Annotated in this window: 16 protein-coding genes and 2 pseudogenes; 13 read left to right on the forward strand and 5 right to left on the reverse strand. The window is 63.9% G+C overall.

Annotation, left to right across the window (positions count from 1 at the left end; genetic code table 11):
- Positions 1-48 precede the first annotated feature (48 nt).
- From GDA49_08255 to GDA49_08280, 6 genes and pseudogenes are all read left to right on the forward strand, one after another.
- Positions 49-2,529 carry a penicillin-binding protein 1A gene (locus GDA49_08255; protein MBC6440386.1) on the forward strand — a complete coding sequence of 827 codons (2,481 nt, stop codon included), beginning with the start codon at positions 49-51 and terminating at the stop codon, positions 2,527-2,529.
- A gap of 53 nt (positions 2,530-2,582) precedes the next feature.
- A protein-coding gene (prfB, locus tag GDA49_08260) for a peptide chain release factor 2 (protein ID MBC6440387.1) occupies positions 2,583-3,708 on the forward strand; the annotation gives its coding sequence in 2 pieces (ribosomal slippage) (positions 2,583-2,651 and positions 2,653-3,708; 1,125 coding nt in all).
- A 50-nt stretch (positions 3,709-3,758) separates the two neighbouring features.
- A pseudogene (locus tag GDA49_08265) lies at positions 3,759-4,633 on the forward strand (SDR family oxidoreductase).
- Between the two features lie 36 nt (positions 4,634-4,669).
- On the forward strand, positions 4,670-4,918 hold the full coding sequence (locus GDA49_08270) for a hypothetical protein (GenBank protein ID MBC6440388.1): 249 nt from the start codon (positions 4,670-4,672) through the stop codon (positions 4,916-4,918).
- A 340-nt stretch (positions 4,919-5,258) separates the two neighbouring features.
- Positions 5,259-5,453 (forward strand): hypothetical protein, encoded by a 195-nt coding sequence (locus GDA49_08275; protein ID MBC6440389.1) that lies wholly within the window; start codon positions 5,259-5,261, stop codon positions 5,451-5,453.
- A gap of 53 nt (positions 5,454-5,506) precedes the next feature.
- Positions 5,507-6,154, forward strand: coding sequence for a transcriptional regulator (locus GDA49_08280; protein ID MBC6440390.1), 648 nt, complete (start codon positions 5,507-5,509; stop codon positions 6,152-6,154).
- Here GDA49_08280 and GDA49_08285 read toward each other — a convergent pair.
- The 3 genes and pseudogenes from GDA49_08285 to GDA49_08295 all read right to left on the reverse strand — a co-directional run bounded on the left by GDA49_08285 (position 6,121) and on the right by GDA49_08295 (position 10,364).
- A pseudogene (locus GDA49_08285) lies at positions 6,121-6,925 on the reverse strand (ferritin-like domain-containing protein). The gene GDA49_08280 and the pseudogene GDA49_08285 sit on opposite strands and share 34 nt — an antisense overlap.
- Positions 6,922-7,392 carry a thioredoxin-dependent thiol peroxidase gene (gene bcp / locus GDA49_08290; protein MBC6440391.1) on the reverse strand — a complete coding sequence of 157 codons (471 nt, stop codon included), beginning with the start codon at positions 7,390-7,392 and terminating at the stop codon, positions 6,922-6,924. The pseudogene GDA49_08285 and the gene bcp overlap by 4 nt, the downstream one beginning before the upstream one ends.
- The gene (locus GDA49_08295) at positions 7,389-10,364 is read right to left on the reverse strand and encodes a bifunctional [glutamine synthetase] adenylyltransferase/[glutamine synthetase]-adenylyl-L-tyrosine phosphorylase (protein ID MBC6440392.1); all 2,976 of its coding nucleotides are present in this window, start codon (positions 10,362-10,364) and stop codon (positions 7,389-7,391) included. Before GDA49_08295 ends, bcp begins: the two co-directional genes overlap by 4 nt.
- A 54-nt stretch (positions 10,365-10,418) precedes the next feature.
- Between GDA49_08295 and GDA49_08300 the strand changes: the two genes are divergently transcribed.
- Entirely contained in the window at positions 10,419-13,592 is a 3,174-nt protein-coding gene (locus GDA49_08300; protein MBC6440393.1) for an AsmA-like C-terminal domain-containing protein, read from the forward strand.
- A 3-nt stretch (positions 13,593-13,595) separates the two neighbouring features.
- Here GDA49_08300 and GDA49_08305 read toward each other — a convergent pair whose 3' ends face one another.
- Positions 13,596-14,849 (reverse strand): tyrosine--tRNA ligase, encoded by a 1,254-nt coding sequence (locus GDA49_08305; GenBank protein MBC6440394.1) that lies wholly within the window; start codon positions 14,847-14,849, stop codon positions 13,596-13,598.
- Between the two features lie 125 nt (positions 14,850-14,974).
- Between GDA49_08305 and GDA49_08310 the strand changes: the two genes are divergently transcribed.
- On the forward strand, positions 14,975-16,060 hold the full coding sequence (locus GDA49_08310; protein MBC6440395.1) for an anhydro-N-acetylmuramic acid kinase: 1,086 nt from the start codon (positions 14,975-14,977) through the stop codon (positions 16,058-16,060).
- Here GDA49_08310 and GDA49_08315 read toward each other — a convergent pair.
- A complete protein-coding gene (locus GDA49_08315; protein ID MBC6440396.1) occupies positions 16,033-16,674 on the reverse strand; it encodes an alpha/beta hydrolase in 642 nt (213 codons plus the stop codon). The genes GDA49_08310 and GDA49_08315 overlap by 28 nt on opposite strands.
- Before the next feature lie 166 nt (positions 16,675-16,840).
- Between GDA49_08315 and cysE the strand changes: the two genes are divergently transcribed.
- The 5 genes from cysE (at position 16,841) to GDA49_08340 (ending at position 20,741) form a co-directional block, all read left to right on the forward strand.
- Positions 16,841-17,569: a serine O-acetyltransferase gene (gene cysE, locus GDA49_08320; GenBank protein MBC6440397.1), complete on the forward strand. Its 729-nt coding sequence runs from the start codon at positions 16,841-16,843 to the stop codon at positions 17,567-17,569.
- Positions 17,570-17,584: 15 nt separating this feature from the next.
- Positions 17,585-18,034 carry an Rrf2 family transcriptional regulator gene (locus GDA49_08325; protein ID MBC6440398.1) on the forward strand — a complete coding sequence of 150 codons (450 nt, stop codon included), beginning with the start codon at positions 17,585-17,587 and terminating at the stop codon, positions 18,032-18,034.
- A 10-nt stretch (positions 18,035-18,044) separates the two neighbouring features.
- A complete protein-coding gene (locus GDA49_08330) occupies positions 18,045-19,145 on the forward strand; it encodes a cysteine desulfurase (protein ID MBC6440399.1) in 1,101 nt (366 codons plus the stop codon).
- 6 nt (positions 19,146-19,151) lie between these two features.
- On the forward strand, positions 19,152-20,336 hold the full coding sequence (locus tag GDA49_08335) for an aminotransferase class V-fold PLP-dependent enzyme (GenBank protein MBC6440400.1): 1,185 nt from the start codon (positions 19,152-19,154) through the stop codon (positions 20,334-20,336).
- 72 nt (positions 20,337-20,408) lie between these two features.
- Entirely contained in the window at positions 20,409-20,741 is a 333-nt protein-coding gene (locus GDA49_08340) for a 2Fe-2S iron-sulfur cluster binding domain-containing protein (GenBank protein MBC6440401.1), read from the forward strand.
- Positions 20,742-20,760 lie beyond the last annotated feature (19 nt).

Consider the following 20,760-nt stretch of genomic DNA (forward strand, 5'->3'; position numbering starts at 1 on the left):
GCTGCCACTCGCAGCGCTAGAACGACCCAACGATAGGGAACACAACCTTTGTCCGACGAACCCGAGGGCAAGCCCAGAAAGAAGAAGCGGCGCTGGGTCCTGCGCATCCTGCTCGTCCTGATCGTGGTCGGAATGCTCGGTGCGATCGCGGTGAGCGGCGCCGTTGTCTACGCCTTCAAGCACTATGGCCAAGGCCTGCCCGACCATCGCGTCCTGCTCGATTACGAGCCGCCGGTCGCGACCCGTGTCTACGCGGGCGACGGCAGCCTGATGGCGGAGTTCGCGATCGAGAACCGCGTCTTCGTTCCGGTCGAGGCCATTCCGGATGTGGCCAAGAACGCCTTCATCGCGGCCGAGGACCAGAACTTCTACCAACACTTCGGCATTGATCCTGAGGGTGTGCTGCGCGCCGCCATCACAAACATCATCACGGTGGTCCGGGGCGACAACCGTCGTCTTCAAGGCGCCTCGACGATCACCCAGCAGGCCGCCAAGAACTTCTTCCTGACCAACGAGGTTTCCTACGAGCGCAAGATCAAGGAAGCCGTACTTGCCTTCAGGATTGAGGAGGCGCTGAGCAAGGACCGAATCCTCGAACTCTACCTCAACGAGATCTACCTGGGCTTCAACTCCTATGGCGTGGCGGCAGCGGCGCTGAACTACTTCAACAAGCCGCTGACCGAGCTGACCCTAGAGGAAGCGGCTTATCTCGCGACTCTGCCCAAGGCACCCAACAATTATCATCCGATCCGCAAGACTGACGCTGCGATCGAACGGCGCAACTGGGTGATCAGCCGCATGGTCGAAGAGGGCTACGCTTCGCTCGACGAAGGACTGGCCGCGCAGACCCTCCCGCTGGGAGTCGACCTCTCGGGCTCCCGCGCGCCGCTGCTCGCGGCCTATGCCTCTGAAGAGATCCGCCGTGACATCGCCGAGCGCTATGGCACCGACGCGCTTTACGAAGGAGGTCTCTATGTCCGCTCGACCATCGATCCCGCCCTGCAGGATGCTGCCCGGCGCGCCTTGCGGCTGGGCCTCAGCGCCTACGACCGTCGACACGGCTGGCGCGGCCCGGTCTCGGCCATCGAACTCGACGGCTCATGGTCCGAGACGCTGGGCGACGTCGTCGTCCCCGACGACTTGATGCCGTGGCGCCTGGCCGCGGTGCTAGGCATGAACGACGCCGCCGTTGTCATCGGCTTCGATGACGGCACCAACGGCATTATCCTGCTTGAGGACATGACATGGGCCCGCGCGCAGCTTGAGGACGGCGGTCTCGGACCTTCGGTCTCGCGTCCCTCGGACGTGCTGACGATCGGCGATGTGATCCTCGTGGAGGCCCTGTCGGAGGACGCCGAGCGCGACGTGCCCGAAGGTGCGCCGATCTACGCCCTGCGGCAGTTCCCGGAGGCCTCGGGCGGACTGGTAGCGATGGATCCGCACACCGGCCGTATCCTCGCCATGGAGGGCGGTTTCAGTTTCGACGACAGCGAGTTCAACCGCGCAACCCAGGCGATGCGCCAGCCCGGTTCGGCCTTCAAACCGTTCGTCTACATGGCCGCACTCGATCACGGCTTTACACCGGCCACGCTGATCGAGGATGCGCCCTTCGTGTTCGATCCGGGCAAGGGCCAAGAGATCTGGAAGCCGGCCAACTACAGCCACGAGTTCTACGGTCCGACGCCGCTCCGGGTGGGGATCGAGAAATCGCGCAACCTGATGACCGTGCGCTTGGCCAACATTGTCGGCCCGCAGGTGGTGGCCGACTATGCCTACGATTTCGGCATCATCCCAGCCGATCTGTCGTTCTATCTGCCCATGGCGCTGGGTGCTGCCGAGACCACGCTGCTCCAGATGACTGCGGGCTACGCGATGATCGTCAACGGTGGCAAACGTGTGGAACCTGCGATCGTCGAGCGCATCCAGGATCGCGACGGCAACACGATCTGGCGGCGCGACGAACGGCTCTGCGAGAATTGCCTGAGCGACGAGTGGGCTGACGATCTGGACGTGCCGCAACTGCCCGATCTGCGCGAGCAGGTCGTATCGCCGCAGACTGCGTATCAGATCGCCCACATCATGGAAGGTGTCATTGAGCGAGGCACCGGTGTCCGGCTGCGCGAGCTTGGCCGGCCTCTGGCCGGCAAGACCGGCACCACGAACGAAAACCGTGATGCTTGGTTCATGGGCTTTTCGCCCGATCTGGCCGTGGGCGTTTATGTCGGCTTCGACCAGCCGGCTTCCCTGGGCAACCACGAGACCGGTGCGTCGGTCGCGATTCCCGTCTGGAAAGCCTTCATCGGCGAAGCGCTGGCGAACGAACCCGTCGTGCCGTTCCGTATTCCGCCCGACATCCGCCTTGTGCGGATCGATGCTGATCGTGGCCTGCTGCCGGGTGTGGTGACCGAGCGGATCATCACCGAGGCGTTCCGGCTCGGCACCGAACCAACCGAAGTGGCCGACAGTGTGGTGATCTCGTCCGAGGACGTGATCGACGGATTCGACCCCTCCATTTCCGGGGTCTATTGACGGCGGTTGCGTACGACGCCAGTTTCTGCGCCCGCCCGAAGCCGGAGAAGAACATGCGCGCCGACATTGCCGATCTGAAGCAGACCATCGAGTCAGGCCTCCTCCTGGTCCGGAGGCATCTTTGACTGGGATAACGCGGTAACCCGGCTCGACGAGGTCGAGCATCTCGCCCAGGACCCTGAACTCTGGAGCGATCCGGAGAAAGCTCAGGTCCTGATGCGCGAGCGTACCCGCCTTTCGGGCGCGATCGATGGCGTGCGCGACCTTGAGGCCGAACTCTCCGACAGCATCGAGATCGCTGAACTCGCCGAACTCGAAGGTGAAGACGAGTTGATCACCGAGGCCGTCGCGACGTTGCAGAAGCTCGCCGCCAGGGTCGAGAATCTCCGTGTCGAAAGCCTGCTGTCGGGCGAGGCTGACGGCAACGACTGCTATCTCGAGGTCCATGCCGGCGCCGGCGGCACCGAGAGCCAGGACTGGGCCCAGATGCTGCTCAGGATGTACACGCGCTGGGCAGACGCCCGCGGCTTCAAGATCGAGGGGCTGGACGAGAGCCCGGGTGAAGAAGCGGGCATCAAGTCGGCTGCGATCAAGATCAGCGGGCTAAATGCTTATGGCTGGACCAAGACCGAGTCGGGCGTTCATCGGCTGGTGCGAATCTCGCCCTTTGATTCCCAGGCTCGGCGGCACACGAGTTTCGCCAGTGTCAGCGTCTCGCCCGTGGTCGACGACTCGATCGAGGTCGATGTCGAGGACAAGGATGTGCGCGTCGATACCTATCGGGCGTCGGGTGCGGGCGGTCAGCACGTCAACAAGACCGACAGCGCAATCCGACTGACGCATATGCCGACGGGCGTCGTGGTGCAGTGCCAGAACAACCGCTCCCAGCACCGCAACCGAGCCGAGGCGTGGGCGATGCTGAAGTCCCGGCTCTACGAGCGGGAGCTCCGGATGCGCGAGGAACAGGCGGCAGCCGAGAACGCCGAGAAGAGCGACATCGGTTGGGGGCACCAGATCCGGTCCTATGTCCTGCAGCCCTACCGGATGGTGAAAGACCTGCGCACGGAGATGGAGATCTCGAACACCGATGCAGTGCTCGACGGTGACCTTGATGACTTCATCAGCGCCGCGCTCGCCCACCGGATCGGCATCGACGAGAATATGGCCGAAGCCTCGTGACTCAAGATCTGAAAGGCGCGGCCGCCGTCGTGACGGGTGCTGTCGGGGGCATGGGCTCCGCCATCACTGCACGACTGCGCGAGGCGGGTGCGCGGGTGCTCATGCTCGACCTTGCCGAGCCCGCGTCGATGCCGGAGGGTGCCGTCTTCGCGGTATCGATATCGCGGATGACGCCGCCGTTCGTCGGGCAGTCGATGCCTTTTCTGCGGACCATGAAGCGATCGGCGTTCTCTGGTTCGACCGTGACCGTTCCCTGCTGGATATCGATCTCAACGTTTGGAATCGCGTTCTCGACATCAACCTGAAAGGAGTAGCTCTGGCTGCGCGCCACTACGTATCGTAGATGAGGGAACACGACGGTGCAATGTTCCACATCGCCTCGATCCAGACGCAACATGGCGACGCCAAGGCTCAGGACGCCTACGGCGCGAGCAAGGCCAGCCTTCTGGCGCTGTCGAAGTCACTAGCGATCCAGCTTGACGCCAATCGCTTCTGCTTGAATGCGGTCCTTCCCGGTGCGATTCGCACGCCGATGCAGAAGCGCTGGTCGGACGACCCGGCCATGGCGGAAGCGGTCGCCGGTCCCGTGCCGCTGGGCCGGCTCGGCACGGCCGACGACATTGCCGATGCTGCGATGTTCTTGCCTTTCGACGCGGCTTCGTACATCACCAGTGCCGAGTTGATCGTTGACGGGGTCGTCAGGCTCTGCCGCGACCATCGGCAAGCACTTCTTTCCCCACGACGATCCCACCGTCTCGGTAGTGATGTCCTTCGGTGTCTTCGCGATCGGATTCCTGGCGTGTCCTGTCGGCCCGCTGGTTCTTGGCCACTTGGGCTATGTCCTGGGGCGGCGCAAGGTGCTGATGATCTCGATCCTCATGATGGCCGGGCCGACCTTCCTGATCGGCGTGCTGCCGACCTATGACACGCTGAGCGTTCTGGCACCGATCATCCCATCCTGTTGCGCCTGGCGCAGGGTGTATCGGTTGGTGGCGAACTGACAGGCACGGTCGTCGGCACTCTGATCACCTCGGTGCTCGACGCCGAGCAGGTCGCGGAATGGGGCGGGCGCTTGCCGTTTCTCGCTGGCGTGGTGATCGCGATCTTCGGCTTGATCATGCGCCGTGGCCTGGAGCACGAAACGCCGCCGGAGAAGGCCGAGGGACGCGGTGCCATTCCGCTGCCCGATGTGTGGCTTCACCATAAGTGAGACTTGGTCTGCACGGTCGGGATCGTGGCGTTCAACGCCACCGTCTTCTACCTGATGTTCATCTACCTCACGACCTATCTGGTCGACATTGTCGGCGACAGCGAGTCGACCGCCTTCGAGATCAACACCATCAACATGGCCTTGCTGGTGATTCTGATTCCCGTCCGGTGCTGGGCGACAAACCGGATGAACGTGCTGCTGATTGCAGCGTGCCCTGGCATCGTCGCGAGGATTCTGCTCTTCATGCTGATCGGCAATCCGGACCCGATGCTCGAGTTCCTCGGTCAGCTTGGCTTCGTGATGGTCCTGGCACCCCTATGTGTCGTGTATTGTGCGACGGATGGCGTTCCTGTTCCCGCACGATCTGCGTATGAGTGCATTCTCGACAAGCTACAACATCTGTCTTGCCATCTTCGGCGGCACCGCACCGGCTGCTGCGAGCTACCTGATCGAGCAGAATGTCGGCGAGCTGTCGCCGGCTTATCTGCTGACGGGTGCCGCGGTGATCTCGTTCGTGTCGCTGTTGCTCACCTGACCGGAAAACGAGACGGCTTGATCGCCGTCTGCGCCGAGGCCAAAGTCACAACCATGCCCATCGAACGCCGCGACTCGCAAAAGCAGATCCTTTACCTGCTGAAGACCAAGGGGTCGATGACCGCGCAGTCGCTCGCCGACCGGCTGGAGATCACGGCGATGGGCGCACGCCAGCATCTCAAGAAGCTGTCGGATGACGGTCTCGTCGCCCACCACGACGAACGCTCCGGCGTCGGTCGGCCAGCGCGCCATTGGTCGCTGACGACACGTGGCAACGACCGCTTCCCGGACAGCCATGCACAGCTCACGGTGTCGCTGCTGGAAAGCGTGCGCAAGGTATTCGGCACCAAGGGGCTCGATCGTCTGATCGATTCCAGGACCCGGGAACAGGTCAAGCTCTACCAGGAGCATGTCGGCGACAAGAAGACGCTCAAGAAGCGGGTTGAGGAGCTTGCCGTACAGCGCAGCGCCGAAGGTTACATGTCCGACTGGTTCAAGGACGATGATGGCGCCTATGTGTTGGTCGAGAACCATTGCCCGGTGTGTGCCGCCGCCCAGTTCTGCCAAGGCCTGTGTCGATCCGAGCTCGAGCTGTTCCGCGAGGTTCTCGGCGACGATGTCGAGGTTGAGCGCACCGACCACCTGCTCGCCGGTGCGCGTCGCTGTGCCTACCGGATCGTCCCGTTTCCGGAAGTAAAATAGAACGTCTCCGGCAGCCCCGCCTGGGTGCGTGCCTCGACGTTGAAGGGCGGTTTGAGTGTGCCTCTGAACGCGTCCCGACCACCTCCTTCCATGTCGTCTCATGGTCCTGACCGTGCAGATTGCAGACATGCCGGAACCATCGGCTGCCTGCAGCGACATGGCCGATCTCGTCGCGATAGATGCTCTCCAGGATGGCGGCGCTTTCCTCATCGCCGGTACGACGCAGACGGTCGATCATGTCGGGTGTGACATCAAGACTGTGCGCTTCCAGCACCAGGGGACGATAGCCAGGCGTGCCAGCAGGTCGTTCGAGGTCGCCATGGCCGGTTGCCAGAGACCGTCGTGTGCGGGCAGGGCACCGTAGTCGGAGCCGGGCGCAACCAGCCGGTCTCGGAGCAGCAGGAAGTGACGCGCCTCGTCGTCGCCAACCGAGATCCAGTCGTCGTAGAAGTGCCGCGGCATGCCGGGAAACCGCGCGGCGATATCCCAGGCGAGATTGATCGCGTTGAACTCGATATGCGCCAGCGCGTGGAGCAGGGCGATCCGACCGCGCTCGGTCGTCAAGACACGCCGTTTGGGCATGGCGTGCGGCGGCAGAAGTTCGGGCCGATCGGGGCGTCCCGGACCGTCTTTGACAGGGCCGTGCTGAAGCGCCAACTGGTCGTTGCGCCAGACCGCTGCGGCACGGCGAGACGTCCGGGCTTTGTCGAGGGCGTCGCTCTCTTCGAGAACGAACGTAGCCAGCGAGGCGAGCGTCGTCCGGTCGCTCAACCCAGGGCCTTGGCCGCTTTGGTCACAGCATCCACATGGCCGTTGACCCTGACCTTGCGCCAAACTTCGGCGATTTTGCCGTCCGCGCTGATCAGGAAGGTCGCTCGTTCGATACCCATGTAGGTCCGGCCGTAGTTCTTCTTCTCAACCCAGACGCCATAGGCCTCGCAGATCGAACCATCCTCGTCCGAAACGAGCTGGAAGTTGAGCTCGTACTTGGCCTTGAAGTTGTCGTGGCGTTTCACGCTGTCCTTGGAAACACCGACGACCACGGTGCCGGCATCGGCGAGGTCGGCCATGTTGTCGCGGAAGCAGCAGGCCTCCTTGGTGCATCCCGGGGTATCGTCCTTCGGGTAGAAGTAGAGCACCACGTTTTTGCCCTTCAGTGACGAGAGCGACAGGGATCCCCCGCCGTCCGTCGGGGCCTCGAAATCGGATGCATCGTCTCCGGGCTGCGGTCCGCTCATGGCTGCGTCGTTTCCTCTTCGTTGGTCGCGTGGGCCGCGACGGTTTCGTCGAAGACGGACTTTACCACGGCCTGCATCGTATCCAAACGCTCGCAGAGGTCTTCGAAGCTGTCGGTGCTGCTGACGCGGACCAGAAGATCGCGCAAGGGCGGCTGGAGATCGCCTTCCGCCGTCGGTTTGGCCATCGCCAGCCGGATCGCGGTCTGCACGGCGCGCATCGTTCTGTCCGCCTTGATCAGCAGCTTGGACTTCTGAGTCTCCACCAGGCCCGCGGTGGCCAGCTGCTTCAGGGTGGGCCGAACGCGTCGCGACAAGAGTTCGGGATGCTGATCGGCGTGGATGAGTTGGAGGTACTGGACAAGGAAGTCAAGATCGATCAGGCCGCCGCGGACATACTTCACGTCGAATCGGTCGAAGGGCGGAAACTCGGCCGCGATCCGCTGGCGCATGTCGGTGACGGCGTCGGCGAGCTTCACGGGGTTGCGGCTGCGCGTCAGGACATCAGAAATCGCGTCGCCCAATCGTCGTGTGACGACCGGCCCGCCGACCACCACCCGCGCCTTGGTGAGTGCCAGGTGTTCCCATTGCCAGGCCTCGGCCTCCTGATAGTGGATGAACCCCTGCACATCGCTCGCCAGCGGGCCCGCGTTGCCGGAGGGACGCAGCCGCATGTCGATCTCGAAGAGGCGGCCTGCATTGCTCAGCGAAGTCAGCGCGGTAATGATCCGCTGGCACAGTCGGATGTAGTACTGGCTTGCCGCGAGCGGCCGCTTGCCGTCGGACGCATCGGCCGTCATGCCGTAGTCGTAGACAAAGACGATGTCGAGGTCCGAGCCGAAGTTGAGCTCCTGGGCGCCATACTTGCCGAACGCGATGACGGCGAGGTCGCCGCCGCGGACTACGCCGTGCTGCTCGGCGAAGGCCGCTGCCACGCGAGGAATCGTCTGGCGCAAGACGGCATCGGTCAGGTCGGTCAGGCCGAAGCTGACTTGGTCCGCGGTAATCAGGCCGCGAAGCAGCTGGACGCCGAGTTGGAACTCCCTATCGTGCATCCAGTAGCGAATCTGGTCGAGCAGGGCCTCGTCGTGATCGACCCAGTCGAGTGCGGCCGAGAGCGATGATTCGAGATCGTCGACATCGGGGAGAATGTCGAAGAAGTCCTTGCTCAGCACATGGTCGAGCAGCGTTGGCTGATGGGCCAGATGTTCGGCCAGGCGCGGCGCGGTCCCCATGATCTCCGCGACGAGGTCGAGCAGATCATCCTCGCTTTGGAAGAGGGAGAACAGTTGGACACCGGCGGGCAAACGATCGAGGAACTCCTGGAATCGCATCAGCGCGGCGTCGGGGTTGGTCGTTGCGGCAAAGGCACCGAGCAGACGCGGCATCAGTTCGGTCAGGATTTCGCGCGCCCGGGCGCTGCGCATGGCCCTGACCCGCCCGTGATGCCAGCCGCGGATGACCGCGGCGATCGAGGGTGCGTCGGCGAATCCCATTCCCGAGAGCGTTTCCAGTGTCTCGGGGTCGTCTTCGTTGCCGGTGAAGACCAGGTTACCGGCACCGCCTTCGCCCGATAGCGGTGCAGCGTCCTCGAATAGATCAGCATAGCGTGATTCGACACGACGAAAGACGGCGAGAAGCGACTCCGACATCTCGTCCCGGTCGCCGTGTCCGAGAAAGGCCGCGATGTGGTCCAAGCCCTCCTCGTCGGACGGCAGGCTGTGGGTCTGCGCGTCGTCGATCATCTGCAGGCGGTGTTCGACCCGGCGGAGTTGGCTGTAGGCGTCTTGGAGGTCGGTCGCCGTGCTGCGGTCGATCCGGCCGGCATCGGCCAGGGCATCGAGCGTGTCGCATGTCGCGCGGGTTCGAAGCTCGGGCTGACGACCGCCGAAGATCAGCTGCTGGGTCTGGGCGAAGAACTCGATTTCACGGATACCACCGCGCCCGAGCTTCACGTTATGGCCGGGAACGGTGACCTCCGCGCCGCCCTTGTGGGCGTGGATCTGGCGCTTGATCGAATGAATGTCCTGGATGGCGGCAAAATCCAGGTGACGTCGCCAGATGAACGGCCGCAGCCGTTCCAGGAAGCGGTCGGCGGCTGCGACGTCGCCTGCGATAGGGCGGGCCTTGATGAGCGCCGCACGCTCCCAGTTCTGGCCAAGGCTCTCGTAGTAGAGTTCCGCCGCGTCGACCGAGATGGCCAGCGGCGTCGCTGCGGGATCGGGTCGAAGCCGGAGATCGGTCCGCAGGACATGACCGTCGGCAGTGCGTTCCTCCAGCAGCTTGACCAGCTGGCGTGTGATACGGACGGTAGTCGCCTGCACGCCATTCTTTCCGATGCAGGGGAATCGTTCGTCGTCCCACAGGACAATGAGATCGATGTCGCTCGAGTAGTTCAGTTCGCGGCCGCCGAGCTTGCCGAGGCCGAGCACGATGAAACCGCTCGTCGCGCCGGGATCGGCCTCGTTGAGATCGCCCAGCCGTCCCGAAGACTGGGCCTTGCGAAGGCCATGCGCCAGGGCGGCGCGGCAGGCCGTCTCGGCGAACCGGGAAAGTGCTGCCGTCGTCTCGCGCCATGACCAGAGCCCGGCAATGTCACTCAGCGCGATCGCGACCGCGACTTGGGCGCGGGCATGGCGCAGCCGCGACATCAGTTCGCGTTCGCTGGAAGGTTCCATGAGGTCGCCGCAAGCCTTTTCGAGACATGCCTCCGGGCCTGCCGTACTCCATCGAGCGGCGACGTCGGGATGCCGGACAAGGCTCTGCGACAGGAAGCGGCTGTTGCCGAAGACCGCATCGAGCAGGGCTGAGCCGGTGGCGTCGGTGACCAAGTCGTGCGATATCGGGTCATCGGCCGACGTCAGCCACCGCTCGCGCCAGAGTTCCGCACGTTCAGGATCGTGCGGCACCGGCAAGCGGTCGATTGAGGCAAGTGTGGTAAATGACATGGCGAGATCGGGTTGTTGCGGGGCCACGGTGGTGATTTGCCCCGACCGGGTCAAGCTGAACGAGGGCTCAGCCCACCGACCGTGACACGACGCGCCTCGAAGTTTCTGATCCATCTGCTTGGCACGCTGGTCGGTGTCGTCACGGTCTTGCTTGCGTTCATGGCCTGGCGGCTTGCCCAGGGGCCGATCGAGATGGGCAGTCTGACTCCGTTCGTGGAGGCGGCGATCAACGACCAAGAGCTCGGATTCACGATCCAGGCCGACCAGGCGGAGCTGACTTGGGACGACTGGCAGGAGGCGTTCGAGATTCGCGTCCTCGGTTTCCAGGCGTTCGACAAAACCGGAATCCGTCTGCTCTCGGCCCATGAGGTTGTCCTTGAGATGGCCTTACCACCTTTGGTACGCGGAGAGCTGAGGCCCAAGAGTGTCACGCTTGTCCGTCCTCAGCTTTCGGCGACACGGCAGCCGGACGGTTCCATGGGCCTTGCCCTGATCGACACGTTTACTGATCCGGAGGGCGCCGATGCCGTCGACGAAGGCGGGCCGCCCCCGCAGTTGCTCGACGAGACGGCTTTCGGCAGTCGCGATCTGCTCCAGGGGGTCCTGGCTCTGGCCGAGCAGACGCCGTTTGATCGCTTGGTCGATATCGAGGTCGTCGGCGCGGACCTCTGGGTCGACGACCGCATGCTGGGGCTCATGTGGAACGCACCGGCGGCGGCCGTCACGCTGCGCCGGGTCGACGATGGGGTCGAACTCAATGCCCAGCTCGTGCTCAAGACCGAAGGACATACGCTCGATGCCGACGTTGTGGCGACCTACAACGCGACCGTTGACGAGACCGTCTTGTCCTCGCATCTCGCCGCGTTCTCGCTGGCCGGCCTTTCCGATCTCATCCCGCAGCTTCCGGATCTGGAGGGGCTGGACGTTGTCGTGGACGTGCAGGTGGAGGCGCGGTTTGACGGCCAGTTCGGCCTAGTATCGGGCAGCTTCCTAGTCGACGCTCAGAGCGGCACGATCAATCTGCCGGACGTCTTCGAAGAGCCGTTCGATATCGGTCCGTCCCATGTCAGTGGATACATTCGGCCGGGTTTCTCGGGTCTGGAGCTGACAGAGGTCGATCTTGATCTCGGCATCGAGAAGGTCCACGGCCGGGTCGTGATCGGCGGCCTTGATCTCGAATCGGAGATTGAAGCGCGCGTCGATCTCGCTGGCCTCGCGGTCAACGATCTGTCGCGCTACTGGCCGGTCAGACTTGCCGTCCCCGCACGAACCTGGGTCTTGAGGAGCATCTCCGACGGAACGATAAATCAGGCGTCCATCGCGTTTCGGGCCGGTATCGACCAGTTGACCGAGGGACACCCGCCGCTCTCGAATCTCGTGATCGATATCGATGTCAGCGACGCCACGGTCCATTACCTCCCCACCATGCCTGCCATCCTCGGTGTCAGCGGCCATGTCGCGATCATCGACAACACGCTGCACATTGATACCGGCGGCGGTCGCGTCGAGGGCCTGTCTTTATCACGCGGCACCGTCACGATGGACAGTCTCGACGGCCAGGAGGGCATGCTGATCGGCGTCGAACTCTCCGGCAGCATCCAGGATGCGCTCGTGATGGCGAGCCATGAACCGTTCACGCTGGCCTATGGTGTCGGCATTGATCCCTCACTGATCGACGGCACCTTCGCCGGCAGTATGGAGATCGTGTTGCCGCGTCTGGCCGGCCTAACGGCCGACCAGGTCATCTATCGGGTTGCAGCCGAGGTTCAGGATGTTGCCCTGACCAAGGAATTGCGTGATTACCGCCTGGATAGCGACAACGTCTTCCTGCTGCTTGATTCGACCCAGGTGCTGCTCGAGGGCGATGTCAGGCTGAACGGTGTGCCATTTCAGGCCCGTTACCGCCACGATCTGACGCCTGAGGCCGAGATCCTCCGGGTCGTCAGCCTTGAGGGACGGGTCGAGGACGAGGGCCGCGCAGCGCTTGGCCTGGTGGACCCGATCGACATGAGCGGTCCCGTCGACATCGTGCTCGACATGGCCCAGACATCGGATGAGACGATGACTTGGAACGTGGTTGCCGATCTTGCACCGGTCACCGCACTGTTTCCTCTGATCGGGATCGACAAGGCGGCCGGTGAACCGGGTCGTGCGACCGTGCGACTGGTGGACGACGGCGGCGCGGTGCTGTTCGTCGAGCAGGTCGACCTGGGTGTAGGCACGACGGTCGTGGAAGGCTCCGGCTTGCTGCGCGCGACCGACCTCAGCCTCGCACAGCTCGATCTCTCGCGTTTCGCGTTCGGCCGGAACGACTTCTCCGGCGCGGTCTCAGTGCGCGAGGACGGGTTCTTTGACGTCACCTTGGCCGGTGGCGAGGTCGATCTCGAACCGATGATGGACCAGATCGCGGCGTCGTCGAGTCCGAAGCTGCCACCCTTCCAGATTCGCGGTCGGCTCGACCGAATCTGGATTACCGACAACGATGCGGTCGGGGCCGTTCACGTCGAGGGTGTTCATCTCGCGGACGACTGGGAGTCGCTTGCCATCACAGGTGTGATCGCCGACGGCTCGCCGATGTCGGTCAATATCTGGCGCTTCTCGGAGACCGAGCGACGGTTCGAATACAGCGCCGACAATGCGGGTGACGCCATCCGCACGTTCGGCCTGTTCGACAACGTCGACGGCGGTGCCTTGCAGGTGAGCGCTAGAATCGACGACGGCGATCCGAAGCGGCCTGTCAATGGTGTGATCCGGCTCGATGGTTTCGTCCTGAAGGAGGCGCCGATCCTTGCCCAGATCGCCTCGCTGGCGTCGCTCACGGCGATCGGCAATGCGTTGACCGGAAATGGGCTCGAATTCGATAGCGCCCTGATACCGTTCCGCAAGGTTGGCGACATTGTGACGGTTCAGGATGGGCGCGTGTTCGGCACCGGGCTCGGTCTGACAATCGCCGGTGACGTCGACCTCGGCGCCAACCTGCTCGATCTCAACGGCACCATTGTGCCGGCCTATCTGATCAATACGGCGGTCAGCGAGATTCCGATCATCGGTGACCTGCTGACCGGCGAAGAGGAGGGCGGCGGTATTTTCGCTTTCACCTTCGACGTCGACGGTCCGCGCGAAAGCCCGGAGATCAAGGTCGATCCGTTGTCGGTGCTGGCACCCGGCATCCTGCGCAACATGTTCACCGCGCCGACCGACGAAGAGGTCGAGCAACTCGTGCAGGGCGTGAACAAGCCCGAAGGTGGCCGCTGACGGTCAGACGGCGCGCAGCAGGACGTGGCGTTTCTTGCCCGCCGACAGCTTTACTGTGCCATCGTCATTGAGGTCCCCGGACGTCACCTTGTGGAACTCGTCGTTCACCGCTGCATCGTTCACGCGTGCGCCGCCACCCTTGATCAGACGGCGCGCCTCGCCGTTCGACTGTGCGAGGCCGGCCTCGCACATCGTCTCGAAGAGCAGGATGCCTTCGCCGAGACAATCGCGGGCAATCTCGACACTGGGCAAGCCGTCGGCCGCCTGGCCTTCCTCGAAGGTACGGCGTGCCGTCTCTGCGGCTTCCTCGGCAGGCCCGCGGCCGTCGCACAGCGCGGTGGCCTCGTTGGCGAGGATCTTCTTGGCCTCGTTGATCTCCGAACCGTCGAGCGCCTCGAGCCGGGCGATCTCGTCGAGCGGGAGGTCGGTGAAGAGGCGCAGGAAGCGCCCGACATCGGCGTCCTCTGTATTGCGCCAGAACTGCCAATAGTCCCAGGGCGAGCGCATGTCGGCGTTGAGCCAGACAGCACCCTCGGCGGTCTTGCCCATCTTGGCGCCCGAGGCCGTGGTGATCAGCGGTGCGGTCAAGCCGAAGAGTTGGGCACCGGCGACACGGCGCCCGAGTTCAACGCCGTTGACGATGTTGCCCCACTGGTCTGAGCCGCCCATCTGCAGACAGCATCCGTAGCGCTTGTTGAGCTCCACGAAGTCGTAGGCCTGGAGGATCATGTAGTTGAACTCCAGGAACGACAACGGTTGCTCACGCTCGAGCCGGAGCTTGACCGAATCCATCGTGAGCATCCGGTTGACCGAGAAGTGGCGGCCGACATCCCGCAGGAACGGGACATACACGATCTCGGACAGCCACGCGTCGTTGTTGACCATGACCGCATCGGTTGGGCCGTCGCCGAAGGTGATGTAGCTCTCGAAGTTCTTCCGGATCGACGCCATGTTGGCCGCGATCTGCTCCTCGCTCAGGAGCTGGCGCGCTTCGTCCTTGCCCGAGGGATCACCGACCTTGGTTGTGCCGCCGCCCATCAGCACGATCGGTTTGTGACCGGTTTGCTGCATGCGGCGCAGCATCATGATCGAAACCATATGGCCGACATGCAGGCTGGGACCCGTGCAGTCGTAGCCGATATAGGCGACCACGGTTCCGGTCGCGGCCCTCTCGTCCAGCGCTTCAAGGTCGGTGCATTGGTGCATGAAGCCGCGGTCAACGATGTCGCGCAGGAAGTCGGATTTCAGCTCGGACATGATGGCAGCACGGTTTGGGGCCGGTGGCCCTTGTTTCGCGGGCGGTTGCTGTACCATAGAGGCCAGAGCATCACAACGCGGCGAGGCGGCCGGAGCGGCGGGAAGGGACCACCATGGCGAAGAGCATGATGCGGGCCATCGGTCTGATGAGTGGAACCTCGCTCGACGGCGTCGATGCCGCGCTGGTCGAAACCGATGGGCTGGCCGTCCGGCGCACAGGGCATGCGCTGACGCTGCCTTACGATGACGCGACGCGCGAGACCCTTCGGAGCTGCCTTGGCGGCGGTGGCGACGTTCCGCTTGCCACCTGTCTGCTGACCCTGAAACACGCCGAGGTGGTCACCGCCCTTCTGGCGCAGATCGGTGAGGAGCCGCCCGTGATCGATGTCATCGGCCTTCACGGCCAGACCATCGTCCACCGTCCGGCCGAGCACCTGACATGGCAGATCGGGGATGGCGCTCTGCTGGCCCATGAGACCGGCATTGATGTGGTGTCGGATTTCCGCAGCCGCGATATGGCTGCCGGCGGCGAGGGCGCGCCCTTGGCGCCGCTCTACCATGCCGCGCTTGTTCGGGACGTCGGGGCCTCGCCTGTCGCCGTGCTCAACATCGGCGGCGTCGCCAACGTCACATGGATCGACAGCGAGCGGATCCTGGCGTTCGATACCGGCCCCGGCGGGGCCTTGCTCGACGACTGGGTCCAGCACCGCAGCGGAGCGCGATTCGACCGGAACGGAGAGCTGGCGTCCGGGGGACGAGTGCACCAGGACAGGGTGGAAACCGTCCTGATGGACGATCCCTACTTTCGCCGTGATCCGCCAAAGTCGCTCGATCGGGACGCCTTCAGGGTCGACCTCTCGAATCTCTCCAATGCCGATGGCGCGGCAACGCTGGTCGCCCTGACCGCCGAGGCGGTCGCCCACGCACGCGCTCACCTGCCGATCGAACCCGCGCTCTGGATCGTCTGCGGTGGCGGGCGGCACAACGACGCGATCATGGCGGCTTTGCGTGCCCGGCTTCCTTCGAGGGTGATGGCGGCCGAGGATGTCGGATGGGACGGCGACAGTCTGGAAGCCGAGGCCTTCGCCTTTCTTGCCGTCCGCGCTCTGAAGGGCTTGCCGCTCAGCCTGCCGACGACCACCGGCTGCAAGGAACCCGTGACCGGCGGTGCTCTTCATCGCGGTCAGTCGGCGATCGCGTCGGCGACGTAATCTTCGACGTGGCCCTGCAGGAGATCCATCTGAGTCTCGAAGAAGTGGCCGGCACCCTCGACCATCTCCAGCGGCACGGTGCGCCCGGGCTGGCTGTTCAACATGGCGGCGAGGTCCACGACCGATTGGGCCGACACGATGTCGTCGGCGCTGCCCTGAATGATGAGGCCGTCGACGGGGCAGGGATTGAAGAACGACCAGTCGTATTTCATGGCGCCGGGCGCCACGAGAACGAATCCATCCAGACCGGACCAAGCCATCAGGGTCTTCGAGGTGATCCAGGCCCCGAAGGAGAAACCGGTGAGCCAGATCGGCCCGTGATCCGGGTTCTCGCGGACGACCCAGTCGAGAGCGGCCATCGCATCGCCGACTTCGCCCTCGCCGTCGCTGTGCACACCTTCGCTGCGGCCGACGCCGCGAAAGTTGAAGCGCAGCGTGGAGAAGCCGAGGCCCGCGAAACAGCGGAACAGCGTGTAGGCGACCTTGTTGTTCATGGTGCCGCCGTGCAGCGGATGGGGATGAAGCACAACCGCGAGCGGCGCCGCGGCCCCCTTGCTGGCCTGGTAGCGGGCTTCCAGACGTCCTGCGGGGCCGTTCAGTTCGATTTCGGGCACGATCGGCTTCCTGAGGCTGCGCGTTCCCTTTAGACCGATTGTGAACGCTTGGGGAGACGGAATACTTGATTCACAGAGTCGGGCTTTCTATGTCTATCCAGTCCGTTCTCGCGTGCTCGGCCGCCCGCGTCTCGGCCCCATGGCTCAACGCATGAAGGACAGCAGCATGTTCAAGTCGATCGGCAACGAGATCAGCGCGGTGTTCGGCCGCGACCCGGCGGTACGTTCCAGGCTCGAGGTGGCTTTTTGCTACCCGGGTTTCCACGCGATCCTGTTCTATCGCGCCAGCAATTGGCTGTGGCGCCGCGAGATCAAGCTTCTGGGCCGTTTCGTCTCTCATCTGGGCCGATTTTTCACCGGCATAGAGATTCATCCCGGCGCCACCATAGGCAAGGCGTTTTTCATTGATCACGGTATGGGCGTCGTAATCGGCGAGACCGCGGAGGTCGGCAAACACGTGACGCTCTACCATGGCGTCACGCTGGGCGGGACGACGTGGAACAAGGGCAAGCGCCATCCCACCTTGGGCGACAATGTCGTCGTCGGTGCGGGGGCAAAGATTCTGGGTCCGGTGACGGTCGGCGCCGGCGCCGCCGTGGGATCGAACGCGGTCGTGGTCAAGGATGTGCCGCCGGGTTCCACCGTGGTCGGCATTCCGGCCCGTGTTGTCGGGCGCAGTGCGCCGAAGGCGACCGATGCGAGCCACTTCGCAGCCTATGGCGCAACGACGCCGGACATGCCAGACCCCGTCAACAAGGCGATCAACGGACTGATGGAACATATCGCGAAGCTCGATGCACGTATCGCCGAACTCGAGGGTGACGAAAGCCACGAACCCACCGATGTCGCGCCGGTCGACGACGGCGAGCGGGCGGATAAACATGCCGACTGCTGAGGAGAGGCGCGCACTATGAAGCTTGGATCGAAAGGACGTTACGCGGTGATGGCTATGGTCGATCTTGGCTTCCACGGCCACGGCCGCACGGTGTCGCTGGCAGAGATCGCTTCGCGCCAGGACATCTCGCTGAGCTATCTTGAGCAGCTCTTCGCACGCCTGCGTCGTCACGGGCTGGTCTCGAGCGTCCGAGGCCCCGGTGGCGGTTACAGGTTGGCCCGTCCGACCGCCGAAGTCACGATCCTTGATGTCGTGGACGCCGTGGACGAATCCATGCGGGTCACGCGCTGCAATGAGGACGATCCGACCGACGGCTGCATGAAGGATCGTAGCAAATGCCTGACTCACGACCTCTGGGCAGAGCTTGGCGATCACATCCGGGGTTTTCTCCTGCAGGTCACGCTTGAGGACGTCTGTGAACGCCGTCTCTGTTCGGCGAAGGCCCAGCTTCTGGCCGCCGAATAGCCCCTCCGGCATCGTGACAGCTTATCTCGACCACAACGCGACCTCGCCTGTCAGGCCCGCCGTGCGGGATGCAGCTGTTGAGGCCATAGCCGCGTGCGGGAACCCCTCGTCGGTTCACCGGGATGGCCGCCGGGCACGCGCACGTGTGGAGGAGGCCCGAGAGGCTGTGGCGAGGTTGGTGCATTCGAGACCGCGCGAGGTTGTCTTCACCGCGGGCGGCACGGAAGCCAACAATCTGGCGCTGCGTGGAACCGGGCGCACGAACGTTCTGGTGTCGGCGATCGAGCATCCCTCTGTCCTTCAGGCCGTGACGGATCCCGTGATGATTCCGGTCGATCGAACGGGTCGCATTGATCTTGCGGCGCTGGAGAGGCTTCTTGCGGATAGTAATGAGCCCGGCTTGATTTCGGTCATGGCGGCCAACAACGAAACCGGAGTCATCCAGCCCATCCCCCAGGTTGTCGATATCGCCCATCGGCACGGTGCGCTGGTTCACAGCGACGCGGTCCAAGCCGTGGGCAGACTTGCCGAGGGCTGGCAGGAAGCGGATCTGGTGACGATATCGGCACACAAGCTGGGTGGCATGCAGGGAGCCGGCGCACTGATCGTCAGGAACGGCCTTGCCGTCAGCGCTGTCGCACGCGGTGGTGGTCAGGAGATGGGATTGCGTGCTGGCACCGAGGCCGTGCCTGCCATTGCGGCCTTCGGCGCTGCAGCAACTGAAGCGACCAAGGACGACTGGAGTGCTATCAGAGGCCTGCGCGACGACCTCGAAGCCCGCCTGACTAGCGAGGTGCCGGATGCCGTGTTGCTCGGCGCGGAGGCCGATCGCCTGCCCAACACCATTGCCATCGCGCACGACACGATCGACGCGGAGACCATGGTGATGAGCTTCGACTTGGAAGGTGTTGCGATCAGCGCTGGCGCGGCCTGTTCGTCCGGAAAGATGGCGGCATCCCACGTCGCCGAAGCCATGGGGCGTGCCGATCTTGCCCGGCGGGTGGTTCGTCTGAGCCTCGGTTGGTCGATCACGGCGGCCGATTGCGATCGCGCTGTCGCCGCATGGTCGACGATCCACCGGCGGTTCGGTTCCGCTGAACGGGCTGCGTAAGACGCCATGACCAACAACAAGATCAAGACACCCGTCTATCTCGACTATCACGCCACGACTCCGGTCGATCCGCGCGTGCTGGAGCTGATGCTGCCGTGGTTCACCGAACGCTTCGGCAATCCGCACTCGACCAGCCACGTCTTCGGCCACGATGCCGCCGAGGCCGTCGAACAGGCACGCGGCCATGTCGCCGCGCTGATTGGTGCCGATACTCGTGAGATCGTCTTCACCTCTGGCGCGACGGAGTCGAACAATCTCGCGATCAAGGGTGCGGCGCGCTTCGAGCGCCGACACAGAAACCGCCGCAACAAGCTCGTCACGCTGATCAGTGAGCACAAGTGTGTCATCGAAAGCGTCAAGGACATGGGGGCCCAGGGTTTCGACACGGTGATGCTGCCTGTCGGTTCCGGCGGGGTCGTCGACATGGATGCTCTCGACGCAGCGGTCGACGAGGACACGATTCTGGTGTCGGTCATGACGGCGAACAACGAGATCGGTCTTCAGCAGCCGATCGAGGAGATCGGCGCGCTGACCCGCGCCCAGGGCGTGCTGTTTCACACCGATGCGGCCCAGGCGGCCGGCAAGGTGCCGATCGACGTCGATGCGGCGAACATCGACCTGCTGAGTATCTCTGGTCACAAGCTCTACGGCCCCAAGGGCATCGGCGTTCTCTACGTGCGCCGTCGACCGCGTGCACGGATCGAGCCCCTATTCTCCGGAGGCGGCCAGGAGCGGACCATCCGTTCGGGAACGCTGGCTCCGCCCCTCGTGATTGGATTGGGCGAAGCATGCCGTCTGGCCAAGGTCGAGATGGAGGAGGAGGGCGCGCGGATCACCGCTCTGCGCACCCGCTTCCTGAAGGCACTCGGCCAGCGGGTCGGCGGCGTGACGATCAATGGTGATCAGGAGCGCCGCTTGCCGGGCAACATCAACATGCGCATCGAGGGAATCGACGCCCTGAAGCTGATCGATCATGCACCCGATCTGGCGTTCTCCACCGGGTCGGCCTGTACCTCGGCGGTCGTCGAACCGTCCCATGTGTTGCGTGGAATCGGCCTGAGCGATGAGGAGGCGGCTTCGTCCGTTCGTATCGGTCTCGGCCGCTTCACAACGGCCGATGAGGTCGACTTTGCTGCCGACCATCTTGCCGAAGCGATCCATGCCTGTCGGCACGAGGCTTCGGCCGCCTGAACCCGCGGCCACGGACCTGTGGACGCGACATCGTGATTCTGATTAAAAGCGCGCCCTGATCGGGAGTAGTCGATGCCGCAGGTGACCTTTATTGTGCGTGACGGCAGCCGCGTTGAAATCGACGCGCCTGAAGGCCTGTCGCTGCTGGAGATTGCACGCAAGTACGACATCGACATTGAAGGTGCCTGCGAGGGATCGCTGGCGTGTTCGACGTGCCATGTCATCGTCGATCAGGACGACTTCGAGCGGCTCGAGGAGCCGACCGAAGACGAAGAGGACATGCTGGATCTGGCGTTCGGCCTGACCCGGACCTCGCGGCTGGGCTGCCAGATCATTCTGACCGAGGAACTCGACGGCCTCACGGTCACGTTGCCGCAGGAAACCCACAACATGCTGCTCGACTGACATGACCCTTTCGGATGCC

This window comes from Rhodospirillales bacterium, from assembly GCA_014323865.1.
Taxonomy (GTDB): domain Bacteria; phylum Pseudomonadota; class Alphaproteobacteria; order SP197; family SP197; genus SP197.

Bases quoted from the DNA above. Each gene is read 5' to 3' on its own strand.
- GDA49_08275 (MBC6440389.1), top strand. From the start codon at position 5,259: ATGGCGTTCCTGTTCCCGCACGATCTGCGTATGAGTGCATTCTCGACA.
- bcp (MBC6440391.1), bottom strand. From the start codon at position 7,392: ATGAGCGGACCGCAGCCCGGAGACGATGCATCCGATTTCGAGGCCCCG.
- GDA49_08325 (MBC6440398.1), top strand. From the start codon at position 17,585: ATGAAGCTTGGATCGAAAGGACGTTACGCGGTGATGGCTATGGTCGAT.
- GDA49_08335 (MBC6440400.1), top strand. From the start codon at position 19,152: ATGACCAACAACAAGATCAAGACACCCGTCTATCTCGACTATCACGCC.
- GDA49_08280 (MBC6440390.1), top strand. From the start codon at position 5,507: ATGCCCATCGAACGCCGCGACTCGCAAAAGCAGATCCTTTACCTGCTG.
- GDA49_08305 (MBC6440394.1), bottom strand. From the start codon at position 14,849: ATGTCCGAGCTGAAATCCGACTTCCTGCGCGACATCGTTGACCGCGGC.
- GDA49_08340 (MBC6440401.1), top strand. From the start codon at position 20,409: ATGCCGCAGGTGACCTTTATTGTGCGTGACGGCAGCCGCGTTGAAATC.
- GDA49_08310 (MBC6440395.1), top strand. From the start codon at position 14,975: ATGATGCGGGCCATCGGTCTGATGAGTGGAACCTCGCTCGACGGCGTC.
- cysE (MBC6440397.1), top strand. From the start codon at position 16,841: ATGTTCAAGTCGATCGGCAACGAGATCAGCGCGGTGTTCGGCCGCGAC.